General features: G+C 66.7%; 21 protein-coding genes and 1 pseudogene. 7 read left to right on the top strand and 15 right to left on the bottom strand.

Features of this window, described 5'->3' with window-relative positions; all coding sequences use genetic code 11:
• Window positions 1-21: 21 nt before the first annotated feature.
• The gene (gene argS / locus ACTIF2_RS17795; RefSeq protein ID WP_439498439.1) at window positions 22-1,788 is read right to left on the bottom strand and encodes an arginine--tRNA ligase; all 1,767 of its coding nucleotides are present in this window, start codon (window positions 1,786-1,788) and stop codon (window positions 22-24) included.
• 46 nt (window positions 1,789-1,834) lie between these two features.
• Entirely contained in the window at window positions 1,835-3,076 is a 1,242-nt protein-coding gene (locus ACTIF2_RS17790; protein ID WP_439498438.1) for a deoxyguanosinetriphosphate triphosphohydrolase, read from the bottom strand.
• A gap of 85 nt (window positions 3,077-3,161) precedes the next feature.
• On the opposite strand from ACTIF2_RS17790, the gene ACTIF2_RS17785 reads away from it, so the two are divergent.
• Both ACTIF2_RS17785 and ACTIF2_RS17780 read left to right on the top strand, forming a co-directional pair.
• Window positions 3,162-3,512: a HesB/IscA family protein gene (locus tag ACTIF2_RS17785; RefSeq protein WP_439498437.1), complete on the top strand. Its 351-nt coding sequence runs from the start codon at window positions 3,162-3,164 to the stop codon at window positions 3,510-3,512.
• Window positions 3,513-3,664: 152 nt separating this feature from the next.
• Window positions 3,665-4,255, top strand: a complete 591-nt coding sequence (locus ACTIF2_RS17780; protein WP_439498436.1) for a hypothetical protein — start codon at window positions 3,665-3,667, stop codon at window positions 4,253-4,255.
• A 133-nt stretch (window positions 4,256-4,388) separates the two neighbouring features.
• Here ACTIF2_RS17780 and ACTIF2_RS17775 read toward each other — a convergent pair whose 3' ends face one another.
• Together ACTIF2_RS17775 and ACTIF2_RS17770 are read right to left on the bottom strand one after the other, a co-directional pair.
• On the bottom strand, window positions 4,389-5,003 hold the full coding sequence (locus ACTIF2_RS17775) for a cold-shock protein (protein WP_439498435.1): 615 nt from the start codon (window positions 5,001-5,003) through the stop codon (window positions 4,389-4,391).
• Window positions 5,004-5,154: 151 nt separating this feature from the next.
• Complete coding sequence (locus ACTIF2_RS17770) at window positions 5,155-5,868, bottom strand: SIR2 family NAD-dependent protein deacylase (RefSeq protein ID WP_439498434.1); 714 nt, start codon at window positions 5,866-5,868, stop codon at window positions 5,155-5,157.
• 151 nt (window positions 5,869-6,019) lie between these two features.
• On the opposite strand from ACTIF2_RS17770, the gene ACTIF2_RS17765 reads away from it, so the two are divergent.
• Window positions 6,020-7,207: an aminotransferase gene (locus ACTIF2_RS17765; RefSeq protein WP_439498433.1), complete on the top strand. Its 1,188-nt coding sequence runs from the start codon at window positions 6,020-6,022 to the stop codon at window positions 7,205-7,207.
• 13 nt (window positions 7,208-7,220) lie between these two features.
• A complete protein-coding gene (locus ACTIF2_RS17760) occupies window positions 7,221-7,655 on the top strand; it encodes a lysozyme inhibitor LprI family protein (RefSeq protein ID WP_439498432.1) in 435 nt (144 codons plus the stop codon).
• A gap of 18 nt (window positions 7,656-7,673) precedes the next feature.
• Here ACTIF2_RS17760 and ACTIF2_RS17755 read toward each other — a convergent pair whose 3' ends face one another.
• Both ACTIF2_RS17755 and ACTIF2_RS17750 read right to left on the bottom strand, forming a co-directional pair.
• Window positions 7,674-8,876 carry an ABC transporter substrate-binding protein gene (locus ACTIF2_RS17755; RefSeq protein WP_439498431.1) on the bottom strand — a complete coding sequence of 401 codons (1,203 nt, stop codon included), beginning with the start codon at window positions 8,874-8,876 and terminating at the stop codon, window positions 7,674-7,676.
• A 50-nt stretch (window positions 8,877-8,926) separates the two neighbouring features.
• The gene (locus ACTIF2_RS17750) at window positions 8,927-9,859 is read right to left on the bottom strand and encodes an alpha/beta fold hydrolase (RefSeq protein WP_439498430.1); all 933 of its coding nucleotides are present in this window, start codon (window positions 9,857-9,859) and stop codon (window positions 8,927-8,929) included.
• 91 nt (window positions 9,860-9,950) lie between these two features.
• Between ACTIF2_RS17750 and ACTIF2_RS17745 the strand changes: the two genes are divergently transcribed.
• Window positions 9,951-10,457, top strand: a complete 507-nt coding sequence (locus ACTIF2_RS17745; RefSeq protein WP_439498429.1) for a MarR family winged helix-turn-helix transcriptional regulator — start codon at window positions 9,951-9,953, stop codon at window positions 10,455-10,457.
• Window positions 10,458-10,469: 12 nt separating this feature from the next.
• Here the strand turns inward: ACTIF2_RS17745 and ACTIF2_RS17740 are convergent, their stop codons facing one another.
• Window positions 10,470-10,862 (bottom strand): hypothetical protein, encoded by a 393-nt coding sequence (locus tag ACTIF2_RS17740; protein WP_439498428.1) that lies wholly within the window; start codon window positions 10,860-10,862, stop codon window positions 10,470-10,472.
• Window positions 10,863-11,153: 291 nt separating this feature from the next.
• Between ACTIF2_RS17740 and ACTIF2_RS17735 the strand changes: the two are divergent.
• Window positions 11,154-11,261, top strand: a pseudogene (locus ACTIF2_RS17735) (ClpX C4-type zinc finger protein); the annotation flags it as partial.
• 262 nt (window positions 11,262-11,523) lie between these two features.
• Here the strand turns inward: ACTIF2_RS17735 and ACTIF2_RS17730 are convergent.
• The 4 genes from ACTIF2_RS17730 to ACTIF2_RS17715 form a co-directional block, all read right to left on the bottom strand.
• A complete protein-coding gene (locus tag ACTIF2_RS17730; RefSeq protein ID WP_439498427.1) occupies window positions 11,524-13,053 on the bottom strand; it encodes a UxaA family hydrolase in 1,530 nt (509 codons plus the stop codon).
• Window positions 13,054-13,164: 111 nt separating this feature from the next.
• Window positions 13,165-13,692 (bottom strand): gluconokinase, encoded by a 528-nt coding sequence (locus ACTIF2_RS17725; protein WP_439498426.1) that lies wholly within the window; start codon window positions 13,690-13,692, stop codon window positions 13,165-13,167.
• A 4-nt stretch (window positions 13,693-13,696) separates the two neighbouring features.
• Window positions 13,697-14,680, bottom strand: coding sequence for a phosphogluconate dehydrogenase (NAD(+)-dependent, decarboxylating) (gene gnd, locus ACTIF2_RS17720; RefSeq protein WP_439498425.1), 984 nt, complete (start codon window positions 14,678-14,680; stop codon window positions 13,697-13,699).
• A 203-nt stretch (window positions 14,681-14,883) separates the two neighbouring features.
• Window positions 14,884-15,639, bottom strand: a complete 756-nt coding sequence (locus ACTIF2_RS17715) for an AraC family transcriptional regulator (protein ID WP_439498424.1) — start codon at window positions 15,637-15,639, stop codon at window positions 14,884-14,886.
• Window positions 15,640-15,739: 100 nt separating this feature from the next.
• Here ACTIF2_RS17715 and ACTIF2_RS17710 point away from each other — a divergent pair, with 100 nt between their 5' ends.
• Window positions 15,740-16,150 carry a DUF2000 family protein gene (locus ACTIF2_RS17710; RefSeq protein ID WP_439498423.1) on the top strand — a complete coding sequence of 137 codons (411 nt, stop codon included), beginning with the start codon at window positions 15,740-15,742 and terminating at the stop codon, window positions 16,148-16,150.
• Window positions 16,151-16,310: 160 nt separating this feature from the next.
• Here ACTIF2_RS17710 and urtE read toward each other — a convergent pair whose 3' ends face one another.
• The 4 genes from urtE to ACTIF2_RS17690 form a co-directional block, all read right to left on the bottom strand.
• Window positions 16,311-17,006, bottom strand: coding sequence for an urea ABC transporter ATP-binding subunit UrtE (gene urtE, locus ACTIF2_RS17705; RefSeq protein WP_439498422.1), 696 nt, complete (start codon window positions 17,004-17,006; stop codon window positions 16,311-16,313).
• Between the two features lie 166 nt (window positions 17,007-17,172).
• Window positions 17,173-17,943: an urea ABC transporter ATP-binding protein UrtD gene (urtD, locus tag ACTIF2_RS17700; protein WP_439498421.1), complete on the bottom strand. Its 771-nt coding sequence runs from the start codon at window positions 17,941-17,943 to the stop codon at window positions 17,173-17,175.
• Window positions 17,944-17,948: 5 nt separating this feature from the next.
• Window positions 17,949-19,091, bottom strand: coding sequence for an urea ABC transporter permease subunit UrtC (urtC, locus tag ACTIF2_RS17695; protein WP_439498420.1), 1,143 nt, complete (start codon window positions 19,089-19,091; stop codon window positions 17,949-17,951).
• Window positions 19,088-19,449, bottom strand: a 362-nt coding sequence (locus ACTIF2_RS17690; protein WP_439498419.1) for an ABC transporter permease subunit, incomplete at its 5' end; no start/stop codon positions are given. The genes urtC and ACTIF2_RS17690, both read right to left, overlap by 4 nt.

The following is a 19,449-nucleotide window of genomic DNA, read 5'->3' as shown; positions in this document are numbered from 1 at the left end:
CGCCGCCGGCGATCCTGGCCGTCAGCGCATTTCTTCCGGCGCCGCAACACCGACGACGGCCAGACCCGAGGCAAGCACGCTGCGCACCGCATGCACGAACGCCAGTCTTGCTACGGTGGAGTCTCGATCAGTTTGATTAACGAATCGTAATTGCGGCGAGTCTTTGCCCTTGTTCCACAAAGAATGAAAAGCGCTGGCCAAGTCGTGCACGAAGAATGCCACCCGGTGCGGCTCATGCGCACTCGCGGCCGCATCGATCATCCTTGGATAGGCCGCGATCATCTTGATGATGCCGATCTCGGCCTCGTCGCTCAGGCGCGCCAGGTCGGCCTGCGCCAGCATTTCCGGCGAAAGATCGATCCCCGGGAAAGTCTCGCGCGCCTGGCGGAAGATCGAGGCGCAGCGGGCATGGGCATATTGCACGTAGAAGACCGGGTTGTCCTTCGACTGCTCGACCACCTTGGCAAGGTCGAAGTCGAGGGTCGCGTCGTTCTTGCGGAAGATCATCATGAAGCGGACCGCGTCGCGGCCGACCTCGTCGATGACCTCGCGCAGCGTGACGAAATCGCCCGAGCGCTTTGACATGCGCACCTGCTCGCCATTGCGCAGCAGCCGCACGAGCTGGCAGAGCTTGACGTCGAGCGCCCCCTCGCCCGCCGTCACCGCCTTCACCGCCGCCTGCATGCGCTTGACATAGCCGCCATGGTCGGCGCCCCAGACATCGATCATCTCGGTGAAGCCGCGCCTGAATTTCGAGCGGTGATAGGCGATGTCGTTGGCGAAATAAGTGTAGCTGCCGTCAGACTTCAGCAAAGGCCGGTCGACATCGTCGCCGAACAGGGTGGCGCGGAACAGGGTCTGCTCGCGGTCTTCCCAGTCCTCGTCCTTCTGCCCCTTCGGCGGCGGCAGGCGGCCCTCATAGACGAGGTCGCGCGAGCGCAGCTCCTCGATCGTCTCGCGGACGGCGTCGAGATTGCCGTCGACCTTCTGCAGCGAGCGTTCCGAGAAGAACACCTCATGGACGACGCCGAGCGCCGCCAGATCGTCGCGGATCATCGCCATCATGCCGTCGATCGCCACGGCCCGCACCAGCGGCAGCCACTCCGCCTCCGGCTTGTCGAGCAGCGCCGCGCCATGCGCCTTAGCGAGCGTCTCCCCGACGGATTTCAGATAGTCGCCGGGATAGAGCCCCTCGGGAATCTCGCCGATCGCCTCGCCCAGCGCCTCGCGGTAGCGCAGGAAAGCGGAGCGCGCGAGCACGTCGACCTGCGCGCCGGCATCGTTGATGTAGTATTCCCGCGTCACGGCATGGCCGGCAAAGGCGAGCAGGCTCGCCAGCGCATCGCCAAAGACCGCGCCGCGGCCATGGCCGACATGCATCGGTCCGGTCGGGTTGGCCGAGACATATTCGACATTGACCTTCGGCGCCGGCCGCGCCGCGCCGCGGCCGTAATCCGGCCCAGCCTCGACCGCCGCCTTGAGAATCGCTGTGAAAACAGCAGGTTGCAGCGTCAGGTTAATGAAGCCCGGCCCGGCGATCTCGGCCTTCACGACCTCAGGATCGCGGGTGAGCTCCTCGACAAGCAGGCCGGCCAGCGCGCGCGGATTGGTGCCGGCTTCCTTGGCGAGCACCATCGCGGCATTGGTGGCGAGATCGCCATGCGCCGGATCGCGCGTCGGCTCGACCACGACGCGGGCGAAGGAGAGCCCGGACGGGATTGCGCCGCGCTCGGCGAGCTGCGTCAGGGCGCCGGTGATGCGCGCGGAAAAGGTCTCGAACAGGTTCATTGCGACCGCAGGACTGCCAAAAAACGGGAAACTGGAGCGCCCGGCCCTATCGCAGCGCCGGGGTCGCGTCAAACAGGCGTCGGTGCTCGTCGAGCGCGTACCAGTCGGTCATGCCGGCGATATAGTCGGCGATCCGGCGCGCCTTGCGGGCTTCATCGAACGCCGCGACGCCGGCGGCCCAGTCCTCCGACATCGCCTGCGGCGCCGCGGAAAAGCGGGTGAACAGGTCGCGCACCACATCGGCGGCCTTCTGGCGGATGACCCCGACCCGCGGGTGCCGGTACATGTTGGGATAGAGGAAGGCCTTGATCTCGCGATCGGCGGTGGCGATCGCATCCGAGAATGCAATCACGGGCGCCCCGGCATGCCTGATCGCATCGGCATCGGCCGGGGCCAGCGCCGCCAGCAGCGCCTCGGAGCTGCGGATCACGTCCTCGACGAAATGGGTGATCACGCGGCGCACCAGTTCGTTGGTGGCGCGCGCCGTCTCGAGGCCGGGATGCAGCCGCTCGATCTCGTCGAGTAGGTCCGCCAGGAAGGGCACGACGCGCAGCGCGGCATGCCCGAACAGGCCGGCGCGCAGGCCGTCATCGATGTCATGCGCATTATAGGCGATGTCGTCGGCCAGCGCCGCGACCTGCGCCTCCGCCGAGGCATGGCTGGCGAGCCACAGGTCCTGGCGCTGCTGGTATTCGACGATCGCCGCCGGGATGCCGCGCTCGGCATAGCGCGCGGTGGGCGCGCCGTCGGGACCGATGAGCGGGCCGTTATGCTTGACCAGCCCTTCCAGCGTCTCCCAGCTCAGATTGAGCCCATCGAAACCGGCATAGCGGCGCTCCAGCCGGGTCACGATTCGCAAGGTCTGGGCGTTGTGGTCGAAGCCGCCGAAGCTGCGCATGCAGGCGTCGAGCGCGTCCTCGCCGGTATGGCCGAAGGGCGTATGGCCGAGGTCATGAGCCAGCGCCAGCGCCTCGGCCAGGTCCTCGTCGAGCCCGAGCGCGCGTGCGACCGAGCGCGCGATCTGCGCCACCTCGATCGTATGGGTCAGGCGGGTGCGGTAATGATCTCCCTCATGCGAAACAAAGACTTGCGTCTTGTGCTTCAAGCGGCGGAAGGCCGTTGAATGGATGATCCGGTCGCGGTCGCGCTGGAAATGGTTGCGCGTGGCCGAGCCCGGCTCGGAGAGCAACCGGCCACGGCTGCGGCTCGAACGGCAGGCATAGGCTGCCCGCCAGCGATCGCCGGGCTCGCTCTCGGGCGTCGGTCTCGGCATCTGTGATTGCGGCATGACGGCCTCGTCGCCCCATGGCTTGTAGAGGCGTCTGTGCGCAATTACCTTTGTGGGCAACCAGGGTGCAAGGAGCATCTGCCCCATGTCGACCGATATTCAGGTCAATCCGCGCGGCATCGCCGTGACCGACAAGGCCGCCAGCCGCATCCTTTCCGTGATGGCGAAGGAGCCGCCCGGCTCGATGCTGCGCGTCAGCGTCGCCGGCGGCGGCTGCTCGGGCTTCCAGTACATCTTCGATGTCGAGCAGGAAAAGGCGCCGAGCGACCTCGTGATCGAGCGCGACGGCGCCACCGTATTGATCGACGAGACCTCGCTCGACCTGCTCGAAGGCTGCACGATCGACTTTGTCGACGACCTCGTTGGCCAATCCTTCCGGATCACCAACCCGAACGCCACATCGTCCTGCGGCTGCGGCACCTCCTTCGCGCTCTGAGCCGCCATTGGCGCCGCACCGTCGCTTCCGCCCCATCGCATGACCTGAGTGCATGAGCCGCGCGGGTTGACGGCTGGCTCATGCCGTGGTCGCCTGAGCGCGTCCGGCCGGCAGCCCCATGCCGCGTGGCATTACGAGCGTAGGGATGCGGAATGGATGGCGCACCGGCCAACCCGGACCTGTTCTTTCATATCCGGGTCATCATCGGCATCGTCACGGGCCTGAGCATGGCGCGCCTGCTGAACGGCCTGGCGCGCTTCGTCCAGCACCCCAGCCGCGAGCAGATCTACCCGATCCATCTCGGCTGGGCCCTGTTCCTGCTCCTGGCGATCATCCATTTCTGGTGGTTCGAGTTCGGCCTGTCGCATGTGCCGCGCTGGAGCTTCGAGCTCTATGTCTTCGTGATCTGCTACGCGGTGCTGTTCTTCCTGACCGGCGCGGTGCTGTTTCCGGACCGCATGGACGAATATGCCGGCTTCGCAGAGTATTTCCATTCGCGTCAGCGCTGGTTCTACGGCCTGCTCGCGGCGCTCTTCGCCTTCGACCCGCTCGACACCGCGTTGAAGGGCGCGGAGCATTTCCGCTCCTTCGGGCCGGAATATCCGATTCGCCAGGCGATCCTGTTCGCGCTCGCCATCGCGGCAATGTTCATCGAGTCACGGCGCTATCACGCGGTCTTCGTCATCGGCGCCCTGATCGCGCAGGTCTGGTGGATCCTGCGGCAATTCCAGTTCATGGCGTGAGGCGCGGGCAACTGGTCGGGGATCGTCCCCGTCATTGCGAGGAGCGAAGCGACGAAGCAATCCAGGGGCCGTCGAACCAGTGCTGGATTGCTTTTGCTACACTCGTAGTGACGCAGCGGCTGCCGTCAGCCTGTCAGTGCGAACTCGGCGCGCCGCCCTGTTCCAGCCTGACCTCGGCCGCCATCAAGCCCTTTGGTCCGGGCCCGTAGCGCACCAGCACCGCCTGGCCGGGGATGAGCTCGACGATGCCGTAGCGGCGCAGCGTCTCCATATGGACGAAGATGTCCGGCGCGCCCTCGCCTTTCGAGACGAAGCCGAAGCCGCGCAGGCGGTTGAACCACTTCACCACCATGCGCTCGAGCCCGCTGGTCGGCGTCACCGAGACATTGGTCCGTGCCAGCGGCATCTCGGCGGGATGACGTCCGGCCGAGGTGTCGATCGACATCACCCTGACCGCCTGGCGCCCGCGCGGCTTCTCGATCGCCTCGAGCACGATGCGCGCGCCTTCGGCGATGGCATTGAAGCCATCGCGCTTCAGGATCGTGACGTGCACCAGAATATCGGCGCCGCCATCCTCCGGCACGACGAAGCCATAGCCCTTGCTGACGTCGAACCATTTGACGAAGCCGGTGACCTCGACCACGGGCTCATGACCCAGGCCTTCATCCCCATCGAGCCGCATGACCCGGTTGAGTGACTGGATCGGACCGACCGGTGGCCGCCCACTCTCACCGTACTCGTCGGACATGTCCCGCTCATCTCCGCGCGAACTGCTTGATTCGTGGCGTCAGGATACCATTGGTTGCGACTCGCGATACAGCCGGCTTGGCGTCATCCACATCATCGCGTGGCAAAATGGCATCGCTTCTCGTCACCCGCCTGACTGGCCGGCTGATTTCTCAGCGTGCGAGACGCTCCAGCGCCGGCCCGATCTCGGCGCGCACCACCAGGTCGGCGATCGCGTCGAGCTCGGTCGGTTCGCGATTGACGATCACCAGACGGGCGCCGTTGCGCTTGGCGACGACGGGAAAGCTCGCGGCCGGAAACACCACGAGCGAGGAGCCGGCGACCAGGAAGAGATCGGCCGCGAGCGTCAGCGCATGCGCCCGCCGCATCTCGTCCTGCGGCATCGCCTGGCCGAAGGAGATCGTCGCCGATTTCACCAGCCCACCGCACATCATGCAGTCCGGCGGTTCGCCGCTCGCCTCGAAGCCCGGCCGGATCGCCGCCAGTTCATGCCGCCAGCCGCAGGTCAGGCAGGTGGCGTAGGTGCCGTTGCCGTGCAGCTCGACGATCCTGTCGTCGGGGACACCCGAGGCCTGATGCAGCCCGTCGATGTTCTGGGTGATGATGCCGGGCGAGCGCCCCTGCGCGACCAGCCTCGCCAGCGCGTGATGCGCGCGATTGGGTCCGGCGCCGGCGAAATGATCGTCCATCGCGAATTTCCGCCGCCAGGCCTCGATCCGCGCCTCGCGGCTGGCGACGAAGGCCTCGAACGGGATCGGCTTGTTGACCATCCAGGGCGAACCCGGCGAGCGGAAATCCGGCACCCCCGATTCGGTCGAGATTCCGGCCCCGGTGAAACCGACGATCGCGGCGGAACGATCGAGCATGGCGTGAAGTTCTTGGATCGCGTCGCCTGTCTCGTCCTGCATCGGACCGTCCGCTCCGCTCGCCGGCGAGGTTCACGCGAATATGGGCGCAGCATCGCCCTGGCTGCAACGCGATTGACGCGGTCGCGGTTGCATCCCAAAGCTTCCGGCCATGCTCCAGACCGCCCGCCCCGTCCTCAATCCCGACCTCCTCGACACCGGCACGCCGCCGATCCCGCAGGCGCAGGGCTGGGCCCGCGCCTATGACGGCCGCTCTGGTCCGCTGATCGACCTGTCGCAGGCGGTGCCCGGCACGCCGCCGCCCGCCGCCCTGCTGCAGCGCCTCGGTGAGGCCGCCGCCCTGCCCGAGCTGACGCGCTATGGCGCGATCACCGGCGACCTCGCCTTGCGCGAGGCCTATGCGGCCGAGATCGGCCAGGCCTATGGCGCGGGTTTCTCGCCGGGCGAGATCGCGATCACCTCCGGCTGCAACCAGGCCTATGTCGTCACCATGATGGCGCTGGCGCAGGCCGGCGACAACGTGCTGCTGCCGACGCCCTGGTACTTCAACCACGAGATGACGCTGACCATGCTCGGCGTCGAGGCCCGCCCGCTGCCATGCGACCCGGCCGCCGGTTTCGTCCCTGACGCCGCTTTGGCCGAGAGCCTGATCAATGCGAAGACCCGCGCCATCGTGCTGGTGACGCCCAACAACCCGACAGGCGCGGTCTATCCGCCGCAGACCATTGCGGCCTTTGCCGCGCTCTGCGCCCGGCGCGGCATCTGGCTGGTGCTCGACGAGACCTATCGCGATTTCCTGCCCGCCGGAGTGGCGACACCGCATGAGGTTTTCGCCGCAAGCGGCTGGCATGATTCGGTGATCGGGCTTTACAGCTTCTCCAAGGCCTATGCCGTACCCGGCTGGCGCCTGGGCGCGATCACGGCCGGCGAGCCCGTCATCGCCCAGATCGGCAAGGTGCTCGACTGCGTCCAGATAAGCCCGGTTCGCGCCGGCCAGCAGGCCATCGCCTGGGGCATCGAGGGCATCCGCGCCTGGCGCGAGGCCAACCGCGCCGAGATCAATGCCCGCGCCGACGCCTTCCGCGCCGCGATGGCGCCGCTGAATGGTTGGCAGGTTCTCGCCGCCGGCGCCTATTTCGCCTATGTCGCGCATCCATTCGCCGACGTCCCGGCCGCGGAGGTGGCGCAGGCGCTAGTCCGGGAGCGCGGCGTGCTCGCCCTGCCCGGTCCTTATTTCGGCCCCGGACAAGACCGACATTTGCGCATCGCCATCGCCAATGTCGGCGCCGAGCGGCTTGGCGAGCTCGGCGACAGGCTGCGGGGATTTGCGCTCACCTGATCGGGGATTGCCGATGTCGCACGAGAACCACCGAAGGGCGCGCGCATTCCGCCGAACCGCACTTGCCATCGCGATGCTCTGCGCACCGGCCTTGGCCAGCGCGCAGGAGCGGACGCTCGAGGACAGCTATTCGCGCGAGTACAAGGCCTGCATGGACAAGTCGGGCGGCGTCACCGTCGCCATGCTGGACTGCGGCAGCGCCGAATATGCGAAGCTCGACGCCGCCCTGAACGCGGCATATCGCGAGGCGGCGAACGGGCTCGAACCGGAGCAGCGCAACCTGCTGCGCGACACGCAGCGCGCCTGGCTCGCCTATCGCGATTCGAGCTGCTCCTTCATGTCCCGGCTCGGCGATCGTGGCACGATGGCCTCCCTCTCCGACCAGAGCTGCCTCCTGCGCGTCACAGCCGAGCGCACGCGCTGGCTCAAGGACCTCGCGCCGCTCTGATCGGCAGCGACAGCCTCCTCAGCCCTTGGCCGCGGCGCAGCGGCTCTCCGACAGCGGCCAGACCGATTCCTCCGGCGCGATCTTGCGGACGATCTCGAAATAATCCCACGGACCCTTCGAGTCGGCCGGCTTCTTGACCCGAGCCAGATACATCTCGCGCAGCACGCGCCCGTCGGCCCGGATCCTGGCATCCTTGGTGAAGGCGTCGTTGATCGGCATCGCCCGCATCGCGGCTGCCACCTTGTCGGGATCGTCGGTTCCGGCCTGCTTGATCGCCTTGAGATAATGCAGCACCGAGCCGTAGACGCCGGCATGCAGCATCGAGGGCATCATCCCGGCGCGCTCCATGAACTGCTTCGACCAGGCGCGCGAAGGCTCGTCGAGGTCCCAGTACGAGGCCGTCGTCAGATAGGTGCCCTGCGTCGCCTTGAGCCCGAGGCTGTGGACGTCCTGCAGGAAGAAGATCAGCGCGGCCAGGCTCTGCCCCTGCTCGGTCAGCCCGAACTCGCCCGCCTGCTTGATCGCGTTGACCGTATCGTTGCCGGCATTGGCGATGCCGACCACCTTCGCGCCGGAGGACTGCGCTCGCAGCAGGAATGACGAGAAATCCGCATTGTTGAGCGGGTGGCGGACCGAGCCGACCACCTTGCCGCCATTGGCCTCGACCACGTCGGTCGCGTCCTTCTGGAGCTGGTGGCCGAAGGCGTAGTCGGCCGCCAGCATGAACCAGGTCGTGCCGCCGGCCTTGACCACGGCCGAGGCGGTGCCGCGCGCAACCCCGTAGGTGTCGTAGGTCCAGTGAAAGCCGTAGGGCGAGCATTGCTCGTTGGTGAGCGCGGTCGTGCCGGCGCCCGAATACATGACGATCCGCTTCTTCTCGCGCGCCAGCGACTGGATCGCCAGGGCGACCGCCGAGTTCGGGACGTCGACGATCGCATCGACCTTGTCGACATCCATCCATTGCCGCGCGATCGTGGTACCGACATCCGCCTTGTGCTGGTGATCGGCGAAGATCACCTCGATCTTCTTGCCGAGCACGCTGCCGCCGAATTCCTTCACCGCCAGCTCGGCCGCGATCACCGAGCCCTTGCCGGTGATGTCGGCGGTGACGCCGGCCATGTCGGTCAGGACGCCGATCTTCACGACATCGTCGCTGACCTGGGCCAGCGCCGCCGAACCGGCGAGCGCCAGCATGGCGCCTCCGAGCACAAGCGATTTCATGCGGTTTCTCCCTCTGCCCGGACTCTGCCTCGCGCGAGGCGGCCCTTTCGCTACAGCCCCTTGGCCTCGAGCCAGGCGACGATCAGGGCCGCGATCTCGTCGCTGTTGGTTTCGCTCATCAGCATGTGGCCGTTGCCGGCGATGCCGCGCTCCGGCAGCCAGGCGAATTCGGCGCCGAGATAACGCGCCGTGGCCTCATCCACCGCGCGGGGGTGGCGTGGATCCTGGTCGCCAGTGACGATCAGGATGGGCAGACGCGCGAGCGATCCCGGATCCTCGATCCGCAGGCCCTTGCCGCCGATATTGAAGCGCTCGTTCATCAGCCGCGCGCTCTCGGGCACGATCGAGCGCCGATAGGCCTCGAACGCGTCTTTCGGGAAGCGCTCGGCATTAGCCCAATAGGCACGCATGAAGTCCGGCGGAATGTGGAGTGGCTCGTCCTCCTCGACGCGCACCGGGCAGCCGAGGCTCTCGTCGTCCTTGAGCTTCGCGACCGCGTCCGCATCGTCCGGCAATTCGGGCAGCAGATTGGCCGGCGCGCCCGGCGCGATGCCGATGATCGCCGCCACCGAAGCGGGACTGCGCTCGGCGATCCACCACGCCATCGGCCCGCTGGCCGAATGCACGAGCAGGATCGCCGGTCCGATCTCCTCGAGCAGGCGCTGCAGGCTGGTCGCGATCTCGACGGTCGACAGCGTCGCGAAATCCGGCCGCATCGGCGAGCGGCCATGGCCCGGCCAGTCCGGCACGAAGACCTCGCGGCCCGACGCGGCGAAGAATGGCGCCCAGCCCGGCCGGCCGTCGGGCGTGGTGAGGTAGCAGGCGCCGGTATGGCCGCCGCCATGCACGAGCACGATCGGCAGGCGGCCCGGCCGCGATGGCGGCAGCCGGTCCACATAGACCGGATGCGCCTCCGTTCCGGAATAGAAGCACTGCCGCGCCCCCGCATGCAGCGCATGCGGCGCGGCGACGCCCTCGTCCATTGCATCCTCCCGTGGCGGCGTTTGACGCCGTGCCATCCATTGCCGGGGATGCTAGGACCGGCTCATGCGAGGCGCAAGAAAAAAGTCTAATATGAGACCAATTCACGAAAGCGACGATCTGGGCGACGTCGAACGGCGGCGCGCCATCCTCGATGGCACGGCGATCCCGACCGCGTACAAGATCGGCTATATCCTGAACTTCTACCGCGAGCCGTCCTTCCGCATGATCGAGACGGAGTTCGGGCTGACGCGGCCGGAGATCGTCATCCTGATCTTCCTGACGGTCCGCGACGGCGCGAGCGCGAGCGAGTTCTGCGAGTTCTCCGGCCATCTCAAGGCCAGCGTCAGCCGCGCCGTGATCCTGCTCGACAAGAAGAACCTGATTCGCCGCGAGCCGGACAAGACCGATAGCCGCCGTCAGCTCCTTTATCTCACGCCTGAGGGGCGCGCCCTCTACGAGCGCTATATCCCCATGCTGAAGGCGCGCGAAGCGGCGATGCTCGCCTGCCTCTCCACCGAGGAGCGCGCGCAGTTCGCCCGCCTGCTGGACAAGCTCGCCGCGCATGTTCCCGGATGGGGCTTCGCCTCCGAGCTCTGACCGCCCGTAGGCTCAGCGCAGCAGCGCGGCGTAACGCTCGCGATAGGCGAAGACCAGCAATCCGCCGGTCACGATCAGGATGATCGCGACCGGGATGCCGACCGGGTTGATGGCGAAATGGAACAGCACGATCACCGCCATCACGGGCGCGATCAGCGCCAGTCCGAAAGCCGGCACGACGTTGAGCAGCAGGCTCAAGCCTCCGACGAGATTCACCAGCTTGAGGAACGGCCAGAAGAAGCCGGCATTCTGCAGCGCGGTCTCGAATTCCAGCCCCTTCGGCGTCACCGGCGGGTGGATCAGGTGATTGCCGGTCGCCATCCACCAGAAGCCGTCGACGGCGCTGACCAGGAAAAGCAGGCCGAGCACGATGCGCGGCAGGACGACCATCAGAAAATTGCGCATGGGGCAGCTACTCGTTCGACAGGGCGGGCCTGCTGGATATCCGGCGCCCCTTGGCCGCAATAGGAGCGCTTTTGCCGCGCGACCTTCTGTCATGATCGATGCGCCAAACCAAGCCCGGTGCAGCGCTTCCAGACAGTGTCAGTCTTATGGGCGTCAAGTCAGGCTTGACAAAATTAACGCGGAGTCAGAGGCTCGCTGTCAAGCTTACATTGACAGGAGGCCAGCATGACGGCTGCGAAGCAGGCGGCGCCGGTTGCGTCCCGCTCAGGCAAGCGGGGAAACCGCAAAAGCCTGAACCCGATTCTGCATTGCTCGTTCTGCGGCAAGAACCAGCACGAGATCGAGAAGCTCGTCGCCGGCCCGGCCGTCTTCATCTGCAATGAATGCGTCGCCAAATGTAACACGTTCATCGCCATGCCGGTCGATGCGCCGCGGCCGGACTCGCAGATCAGGAGCATCCAGGATCTCGAGGCGCTTCCGACGGAGCGGCTCATCCACTGGCTCAAGGTCGAGGCTGCTCTCTATGAGCACACCGGAAGCGGGTTGATCAGGACGGTCGACGTCCTGCGGAAGCGCGAGGTTTCCTGGGCCGTGATCGGCGAAGCGCTCGGCATTTCCCGCCAGGCGGCCTGGGACCGGTTCTCCTAGCAGGCGCGGCCTCTCACATCGTCGCGCCGATCTGCCAGGGCACGAATTCGGCGTCGCCATAGCCCATCTCTTCGGATTTGGAGCGCTCGCCGGAGGCGATCCGCAGCAGGTGCTCGAAGATTTCCTTGCCCTTTTCCTCCAACGTCACGCCGTCGAGGACATCGCCGCAATTGATGTCCATGTCGTCGGTCTGCTTGAGATACATCGGCGTGTTTGTCGCGAGCTTCACCGACGGCGTCGGCTTGCAGCCATAGGCCGAGCCCCTGCCCGTGGTGAAGGCGAGGATATTGGCGCCGCCGGCGACCTGCCCCGTCGCCGAGACCGGGTCGTAACCGGGCGTGTCCATATAGACGAAGCCCTTGGTCCGGACCGGCTCGGCATAATGATAGACGGCGGCCAGCGTCTTGGTGCCGCCCTTCGCCGCCGCGCCCAGCGACTTCTCCAGGATGGTGGTGAGCCCGCCCGCCTTGTTGCCCGGCGACGGGTTGTTGTTCATGCTCATCCGGGCGCGCTCGGTATAGTCCTCCCACCACTTGATGATGCCGACGAGCTTCTCGCCGACCTCGCGGGTCGCGGCGCGGCGCGTCAGCAGGTGCTCGGCGCCGTAGATCTCCGGCGTTTCGGAGAGGATGGCGGTGCCGCCATGCTCGACCAGCAGGTCGACGGCCTTGCCGAGCGCCGGGTTGGCGGTGATGCCGGAATAGCCGTCGGAGCCGCCGCATTGTAGCGCCAGCATCAGCTCCGAGGCCGGCACGGTCTCGCGTACCGCCTGGTTGGCGATCGGCAGCATCACCTTCAGCGCCTCGATCCCGGCGGCGACCGCCTTCCTGGTGCCGCCGGTCTCCTGGATGGTCAGCGTGCGGAAGACGTCGCTCTCCTCGACGCCATAGGCTTCCTTCATGCGCTTGATCTGGAAACCCTCGCAGCCGAGCCCGACGACCAGCACGGCAGCCATGTTCGGGTTGCAGGCATAGCCCCAGGTCGTGCGCTTCAGCACCTCGAAGCTCTCGCCGTTATAGTCGATGCCGCAGCCGGTGCCGTGGGTCAGCGCGATCACGCCGTCGACATTGGGATAGTCGGCGAGGATGCCCGAGCGCTTGACCTCCTCGGCCATGAAGCGAGCCGCCGAGGCCGAGCAGTTCACCGAGGTCAGGATGCCGACATAGTTGCGCGTGCCGGCCCCGCCACCCTTGCGCCGAAAGCCCTCGAAAGTCGCCTGCTGCTCCACCGGCAGCACGAATTCAGGTTTCGCCTCGGCGCAAAAGGCATAGTCGCGCTCGAAGGCGTGGAAGCCGGTGTTGTGCTCGTGCACCCATTCGCCGGGCGGGATGTCGAGCGTGGCGAAGCCGATGATCTGGCCGAACTTGCGGATCGGCTCGTCCTTGGCGATGGCGCTGAGCGCGACCTTGTGGCCACGGGGAATGCGCTTCAGGGCGACGACGCCAGCGGCCGTGACGCCCGCGTCGATCGGATCGACGGCGACCGCGACATTGTCGCTGGCGTTGAGCTTCAGGGTACGCGGCGGCGAGACCTTGTCGAGCATCGGGGAACCATTGGCTTCAGGGTGGCGGCGACCGCCTTCGCCTCAAGCAATGCGCCTCCCGGGCCCTTTTTTCAATCGGTTGAAAAGTAGAGCGGCCTTGCGGGCGGCGCGCTACCCGAGCTGCAGCTCGTCCAGAACCTGCTCGACGATCGCGTCCTTGCTGGCCTCGACCTGCACGACTAGTGGCCGCTCCTCCGCGCCCGGTTCTTCCAGCGCCGCGAACTGGCTGTCGAGCAGGGCCGGCGGCATGAAATGATGCTGGCGCGCCGCCATGCGCTGCCCGATCAGCTCGCGCGAGCCTTTCAGATAGACCAGCACCACATCCGGCCGGTCGCCGATGATCACGCGGCGATAGGCCTTCTTCAGCGCCGAGCAGGTGACGATGCCGTGTCGCCCGGCGGCGCGCAATTCGTCGATCCAGGCCGCGATCGCCACGAGCCAGGGCTTGCGGTCCTCGTCGGTGAGCGGAATGCCGCTCGACATCTTGGCGACGTTCTCGGGCGGATGAAAGGAATCGGCATCGCGGAACGGCCAGCCCAGCCGCTCGGCCAGGCGCTCGCCGAGCGAGGTCTTGCCGGAACTCGCGACACCCATGACGACGATGACGGCGGGCGCGCCACGCTTGAAGGCAGTGCTCATGCGATCAGGGCTTCTTCGGCTCGACATGGCCGCCGAAGCCGGCCCGCATCGCCGAAAGCACCTTCTCGCCGAAGGTGTGGTCGGTGCGCGAGCGGAAGCGGGCGAACAAGGCCGAGGTCAGCACCTCCGCCGGCGTCGCCGTCTCGACCGCCGCATCGACGGTCCAGCGGCCCTCGCCGGAATCGGAGACATTGCCGGTATAGGCCGAGAGCTCCTCGTCGGCGGCCAGCGCCTCCGCCGTCAGGTCGAGCAGCCAGGAGGTCACAACCGAACCGCGCCGCCAGACCTCGGCGATCTCGGCGACGTCGAAATCGAAGCCGTATTCGGCCGGCAGCCCATCCTTGGCCGAAGCGTTGCGCAGCAGGTCGAAACCTTCCGCGAAAGCCTGCATCATGCCGTATTCGATGCCGTTATGGACCATCTTGACGAAATGGCCGGCGCCCACCGGGCCGCAATGCAGATAGCCCTCCTCCGAGCGCGGATTGCGACCGTCGCGGTGCTTCGTCGGCTCGATCTCGCCCTTGCCCGGCGCCAGCGCCCTGAAGATCGGATCGAGCCGCTCGACCGTCTCGGTCTCGCCGCCGATCATCAGGCAATAGCCGCGCTCCAGCCCGTGCACGCCGCCCGAGGTGCCGATATCGAGATAGTGCAGGCCCTTGGCCTTGAGCTCCTGCCCGCGCCGGACATCGTCCTTCCAGAAGGCGTTGCCGCCATCGATCAGGGTGTCGCCGGGCAGGACGAGGTCGGCTAGGTCCTTCAGCGTCTTTTCGGTGATCTCGCCGGCCGGCAGCATCACCCAGATCGCGCGCGGCGCCTTCAGCTTCGAGACCAGATCGGCGAGGTCGGAGGCGGCGACCGCCCCTTCGCCCGCCAGCGCGGCGCCCGGCTTGGGGTCGCGGTCATAGACCACGCAATCATGTCCGGCCTTCATCAGCCGCCGAACGATATTGCCGCCCATCCGGCCGAGGCCGATCACTCCAAGCTGCATGGCATAGGCTCCTGCTGTGGAGATGCTTCAAGCATGGCGGAACCGGAAGGGGCAAGTTCGACGCGATTCCCCTCCCCTTTGTGGGGAGGGGTTAGAGGTGGGGGGCGAACGATCGGGTGAGCGTTCACCAAGCGGCCCGCCGCCCATCCCCATACCCTTCCCCACAAAGGTGAAGGGAGGAACCATTGCCTGGAAGCGGGCGACTATTCCCGCTGCAGCGCCCGCCAGCGGCCGGGCGTCAAACCATAAGCGCGGCGGAACTGCCGCGTCAGGTGGCTCTGGTCGGCAAAGCCGCAGGCGAAGGCGGCCTCCGCCAGCGATTCGCCCAGCAGCAATAGCTGCCGCGCCCGCTGCAGCCGCCGCATGACGAGATAGTTATAGGGGCTGGTGCCGAAACAGCCGCGAAAATGCCGGGCGAGCGCGAAACGGTCGAGCCCGGCCACGGCTTCGAGCTCGCCGGAGGACACGACCTCGCCGCGATGCGCATCGAGATATTGCCGCGCCCGTTCGGCGCCGGAGCGGTCGAGCAGCGAACTCTGCCGGCCCGCGGCAGTCGGATCGAGCGCCAGCAGCGCATCGGCCAGCGGCAGCAGAATGTCCTCGGCGGCGAGATCGTCGAGCGGCGCGTCGAGATCGCGCAGCGCATGCGCCACTGCACCGACCAGCCGCGCATCCCGCGACACCGCGGCCGAGACGAAAGGCAAGGCTCGGCCACGCTCGCCCATCGCCGCGCGGATCAGCCGCGGCTCGACATAGAGCATGCGGTAGCTGAAGCCTTCGGGAATGCCGGAGCGGCCGTCATGGACCTCGTCCGGATGCAGCACGATCGCATGCCCGCTCAGGCTGTCGCGCTGCGAGCCGCGGTAGTCGAAGCACTGCACGCCCGAAAGCGTCAGGCCGAAGGCATAGGTATCGTGCCGGTGCGGATCATAGGCGTGGGCACGGAAGAACGCTTCCATGCGCTCGATCCCGTCCGCACCCGTGCCCAGGCGAATCCAGTCGGTGCCCGCGCACGATCGTTCAAGACGGGCCTTTCCGGCTTCGGTTAGCGATATGGCCATGCGTTACGATACCAAGATCGCCATCGTGGTGCGCGAGAATCTCGCTCCCTGGCAGAAACTCAATGTCGCGAGCTTTTTGGCGGGGGGCCTGGTCGGCGTCTCGCCCGAGCTCGCCGGCGAACCCTATCGCGACGGCTCGGGGCGCTTCTATGGCCCGCTGATCCGCCAGCCGGTCCTGATCTTCGCGGCGACCGGCGAGCAGCTCAGGCAGGTGCTCAAGCGCGCGCAGGATCGCGGCGTGCGCCCGCATCTCTATACCAGCGAGCTGTTTTCGACCGGAAACGACATCGACAACCGCGCCGCAGTGGCGGCTGTGCCGACCGCGGAGCTCGATCTCGTCGGCCTCGGCCTCCATGCCGAGCGCAAGGAGATCGACAAGATCGTCAAGGGCCTGGCCCTTCACGGCTGAGGCGTCGCTTTGCACCTGCCGTCATTCTCGGGCGGAGCGCAGCGCAGACCCGAGAATCTCAGGACCTGCGGGCGCTGGCTTCTGAGATGCTCGGGTCGAGCCCGAGCATGACGGCAAGGCTAGCCGGGCCGGAATCGATTCTGGCGCAATGACTTGCTGACTAAACCTGAATCAATCTCTGAACCTCCGCCCCGTCCAGCTCCGCCATCGGCCCGGCCAGCACCACCTCGCCGCGGTCCATCACGAACATCGTGTCGGCGAGGTCGCGGGCGAAGTCGAAATATTGCTCGACCAGGACGATCGCCATGTCACCGCGCTGGCGCAGATAGTCGATGGCGCGGCCGATATCCTTGATGATCGAGGGCTGGATGCCCTCGGTCGGCTCGTCGAGAACCAGCAATCTGGGTCGGGTGACCAGCGCCCGCGCGATCGCGAGTTGCTGCTGCTGGCCCCCCGAGAGGTCTCCGCCGCGCCGGCCCAGCATGGACTTGAGCACGGGGAACAGGTTGAAGAGCTCGTCCTGGATGTAGCGCTCCTTGCGCGGCAGCGGTGCGAAGCCGGTCTCCAGGTTCTCCTTGACGGTGAGCAGCGGAAACACCTCGCGGCCCTGCGGCACGAAGCCGATGCCGGCCCGCGCCCGGTCCTCGGTGCGCAGGCTCGAAATGTCCTGCCCTTCGAAGCTGATCCGGCCGCCGCTGATCGGCTGCTGGCCGACGATGGCGCGCATCAGCGTGGTCTTGCCGACGCCATTGCGGCCCATGACGCAGGTCACCTTGCCGATCTCGGCGGTGACCGAGACGCGCCGCAGCGCCTGCGCGGCGCCGTAATGCAGGTCGATGGCGTCGACGTTCAGCATGCGAAGACCCTTCGAGCGATCGGCGCGCCACCCGCCCCGTCATTGCGAGGAGCGAAAGCGACGAAGCAATCCAGGGGCCGCAAGGCGAAAGCGGTCGAGCCAATCCCCCTGGATTGCTTCGCTGCGCTCGCAATGACGGGGGAGCGGTCGAAAGTCATCATCACCATCACCGCCCCAGATACACTTCGACGACGCGCTCGTTGGCGCTGACCTGGTCGAGCGGCCCTTCCGCCAGCACCGAGCCCTCGTGCAGCACCGTGACCTTGACCCCGAGCTCGCGGATGAAACCCATGTCGTGCTCGACGACGATCACGGAATGGTCCCGGGCGATCTGCTTGAGCAGGACCGCCGTCTCGGCGGTCTCGCCATCGGTCATGCCGGCGGCGGGCTCGTCGACCAGGAGCAGCTTGGGATCCTGCGCCAGCAGCATGCCGATCTCGAGCCATTGCTTCTGGCCATGCGAGAGCGAGCCGGCGAGCCGGTGGCGCGCATCGCCGAGCTTGATGATGCCCAAAATCTCGTCGATGCGCTTCTGGTTGGCGGCGGCCGTCTTCCAGAACAGCGTCTTGGCGACCGTGCGCTGCGCTTTCAGCGCCAGCAGGATGTTGTCCTCGATCGTGTGGAAGTCGAAAACCGTCGGCTTCTGGAACTTTCGGCCGATGCCGAGATTGGCGATCGCCGCCTCGTCGAGTTTCGTCAGGTCGATGGAGCCGCCGAACATCACCGTGCCCTCGTCGGGGCGGGTCTTGCCGGTGATGATGTCCATCATCGTCGTTTTGCCGGCGCCGTTGGGGCCGATGATGGCGCGCATCTCGCCGGGCTCGATCGTCAGCGACAGGCCACGAATGGCCTTGAAGCCGTCGAAGGAGACGCTGACGCCGTCGAGATAAAGCAGCGAGGAGGTCAAGGCCGGGCTCTGGGTCACGGGCTGGCTCATCGCGCTCACTCCGCCGCGGCCGGCTCGGCCACCGGCATCGCCGGCTCGGACTTCTTCCGCTTTGCCCAGAGGTCCTGCGCCGTGCCGACAATCCCCTTCGGCAGGAACAGCGTGACGAGGACGAAGAGCGCGCCGAGCGCGAAGAGCCAGTACGGCGCCATGAAGCCGGAGGTGAAGACCGTCTTGGCCCAGTTGACGACGACCGCGCCCAGCGCCGCGCCGACAAGGGTGCCGCGCCCGCCGACCGCGACCCAGATCACCGTCTCGATCGAGTTGGCCGGGGCGAATTCGCTGGGATTGATGATGCCGACCTGCGGCACATAGAGCGCACCGGCGACGCCGGCCATGCAGGCCGAGACGGTGAAGACGAAGAGCTTGAAGCGGTCGACCCGGTAGCCGAGGAAGCGCGTGCGCGATTCAGCGTCCCGGATCGCGACCACCACCTTGCCGAGCTTCGACGAGACGATGCCGCGCGCGATCAGGAAGCCGGCGACCAGCATGACGCAGGTCATCGCGAACAGCGCCGCCCGTGTGCCCTGCGCCTGCACGTTGAAGCCCAGGATGTCCTTGAAATCGGTCAGCCCGTTATTGCCGCCAAAGCCCATGTCGTTGCGGAAGAAGGCGAGCAGCAGCGCATAGGTCAGCGCCTGGGTAATAATCGAGAGATAGACGCCGGTAACGCGCGAGCGGAAGGCGAACCAGCCGAAGACGAAGGCGAGCAGGCCGGGGACCAGCAGTACCATCAGCATGGCGAAGGGGAAGGAGGAAAAGCCGTACCAGTACCAGGGCAGTTCGCTCCAGTTCAGGAAGACCATGAAATCGGGCAGCACCGGATTGCCGTAGACGCCGCGCGAGCCGATCTGGCGCATCAGGTACATGCCCATCGCATAGCCGCCGAGCGCGAAGAAGGCGCCGTGGCCGAGCGAAAGGATGCCGCAATAACCCCAGACCAGGTCGAGCGAGATCGCCAGCAGCGCGTAGCAGAGATATTTGCCCCAGAGCGACATGGTCGCGGTCGGGACATGGAAGGGCGAGGCCTCCGGCAGCAGCAGGTTGGAGAGCGGCACCAGCACGGCGATGGCCGCGACGATGGCCAGGAAGGCGAAGCCGCGCCTGTCCATTCCGGAGATCAGGAAGCGGGTGATCATGCCTCCACCGCCCTGCCCTTGAGCGCGAACAGGCCACGCGGGCGCTTCTGGATGAACAGGATGATGAAGACGAGCAGCGCGATCTTGCCCAGCACCGCACCGGCATAGGGCTCGAGCAGCTTGTTGGCGACGCCGAGCGTCATGGCGCTGATCAGCGTCCCCCAGAGATTGCCGACGCCGCCGAAGACCACGACCATGAACGAGTCGATGATGTAACTCTGGCCGAGATTGGGGCTGACATTGTCGATCTGCGAGAGCGCGACACCGGCCAGCCCCGCAACGCCGGAGCCCAGCCCGAAGGTCAGCGCGTCGATCCGCCCGGTGCGGATGCCCATCGCCGAGGCCATGCGCCGGTTCT

It is taken from the genome of Allobosea sp., assembly GCF_051860145.1.
Classification (GTDB): domain Bacteria; phylum Pseudomonadota; class Alphaproteobacteria; order Rhizobiales; family Beijerinckiaceae; genus Allobosea.
This window is presented reverse-complemented; position numbering and strand designations above follow the sequence as displayed.

Excerpts from the sequence above, each read along its gene's own strand:
- argS (WP_439498439.1), bottom strand. The coding sequence starts at position 1,788 with ATGAACCTGTTCGAGACCTTTTCCGCGCGCATCACCGGCGCCCTGACG.
- ACTIF2_RS17790 (WP_439498438.1), bottom strand. The coding sequence starts at position 3,076 with ATGCCGCAATCACAGATGCCGAGACCGACGCCCGAGAGCGAGCCCGGC.
- ACTIF2_RS17785 (WP_439498437.1), top strand. The coding sequence starts at position 3,162 with ATGTCGACCGATATTCAGGTCAATCCGCGCGGCATCGCCGTGACCGAC.
- ACTIF2_RS17780 (WP_439498436.1), top strand. The coding sequence starts at position 3,665 with ATGGATGGCGCACCGGCCAACCCGGACCTGTTCTTTCATATCCGGGTC.
- ACTIF2_RS17775 (WP_439498435.1), bottom strand. The coding sequence starts at position 5,003 with ATGTCCGACGAGTACGGTGAGAGTGGGCGGCCACCGGTCGGTCCGATC.
- ACTIF2_RS17770 (WP_439498434.1), bottom strand. The coding sequence starts at position 5,868 with ATGCTCGATCGTTCCGCCGCGATCGTCGGTTTCACCGGGGCCGGAATC.
- ACTIF2_RS17765 (WP_439498433.1), top strand. The coding sequence starts at position 6,020 with ATGCTCCAGACCGCCCGCCCCGTCCTCAATCCCGACCTCCTCGACACC.
- ACTIF2_RS17760 (WP_439498432.1), top strand. The coding sequence starts at position 7,221 with ATGTCGCACGAGAACCACCGAAGGGCGCGCGCATTCCGCCGAACCGCA.
- ACTIF2_RS17755 (WP_439498431.1), bottom strand. The coding sequence starts at position 8,876 with ATGAAATCGCTTGTGCTCGGAGGCGCCATGCTGGCGCTCGCCGGTTCG.
- ACTIF2_RS17750 (WP_439498430.1), bottom strand. The coding sequence starts at position 9,859 with ATGGACGAGGGCGTCGCCGCGCCGCATGCGCTGCATGCGGGGGCGCGG.
- ACTIF2_RS17745 (WP_439498429.1), top strand. The coding sequence starts at position 9,951 with ATGAGACCAATTCACGAAAGCGACGATCTGGGCGACGTCGAACGGCGG.
- ACTIF2_RS17740 (WP_439498428.1), bottom strand. The coding sequence starts at position 10,862 with ATGCGCAATTTTCTGATGGTCGTCCTGCCGCGCATCGTGCTCGGCCTG.
- ACTIF2_RS17730 (WP_439498427.1), bottom strand. The coding sequence starts at position 13,053 with ATGCTCGACAAGGTCTCGCCGCCGCGTACCCTGAAGCTCAACGCCAGC.
- ACTIF2_RS17725 (WP_439498426.1), bottom strand. The coding sequence starts at position 13,692 with ATGAGCACTGCCTTCAAGCGTGGCGCGCCCGCCGTCATCGTCGTCATG.
- gnd (WP_439498425.1), bottom strand. The coding sequence starts at position 14,680 with ATGCAGCTTGGAGTGATCGGCCTCGGCCGGATGGGCGGCAATATCGTT.
- ACTIF2_RS17715 (WP_439498424.1), bottom strand. The coding sequence starts at position 15,639 with ATGGAAGCGTTCTTCCGTGCCCACGCCTATGATCCGCACCGGCACGAT.
- ACTIF2_RS17710 (WP_439498423.1), top strand. The coding sequence starts at position 15,740 with ATGCGTTACGATACCAAGATCGCCATCGTGGTGCGCGAGAATCTCGCT.
- urtE (WP_439498422.1), bottom strand. The coding sequence starts at position 17,006 with ATGCTGAACGTCGACGCCATCGACCTGCATTACGGCGCCGCGCAGGCG.
- urtD (WP_439498421.1), bottom strand. The coding sequence starts at position 17,943 with ATGAGCCAGCCCGTGACCCAGAGCCCGGCCTTGACCTCCTCGCTGCTT.
- urtC (WP_439498420.1), bottom strand. The coding sequence starts at position 19,091 with ATGATCACCCGCTTCCTGATCTCCGGAATGGACAGGCGCGGCTTCGCC.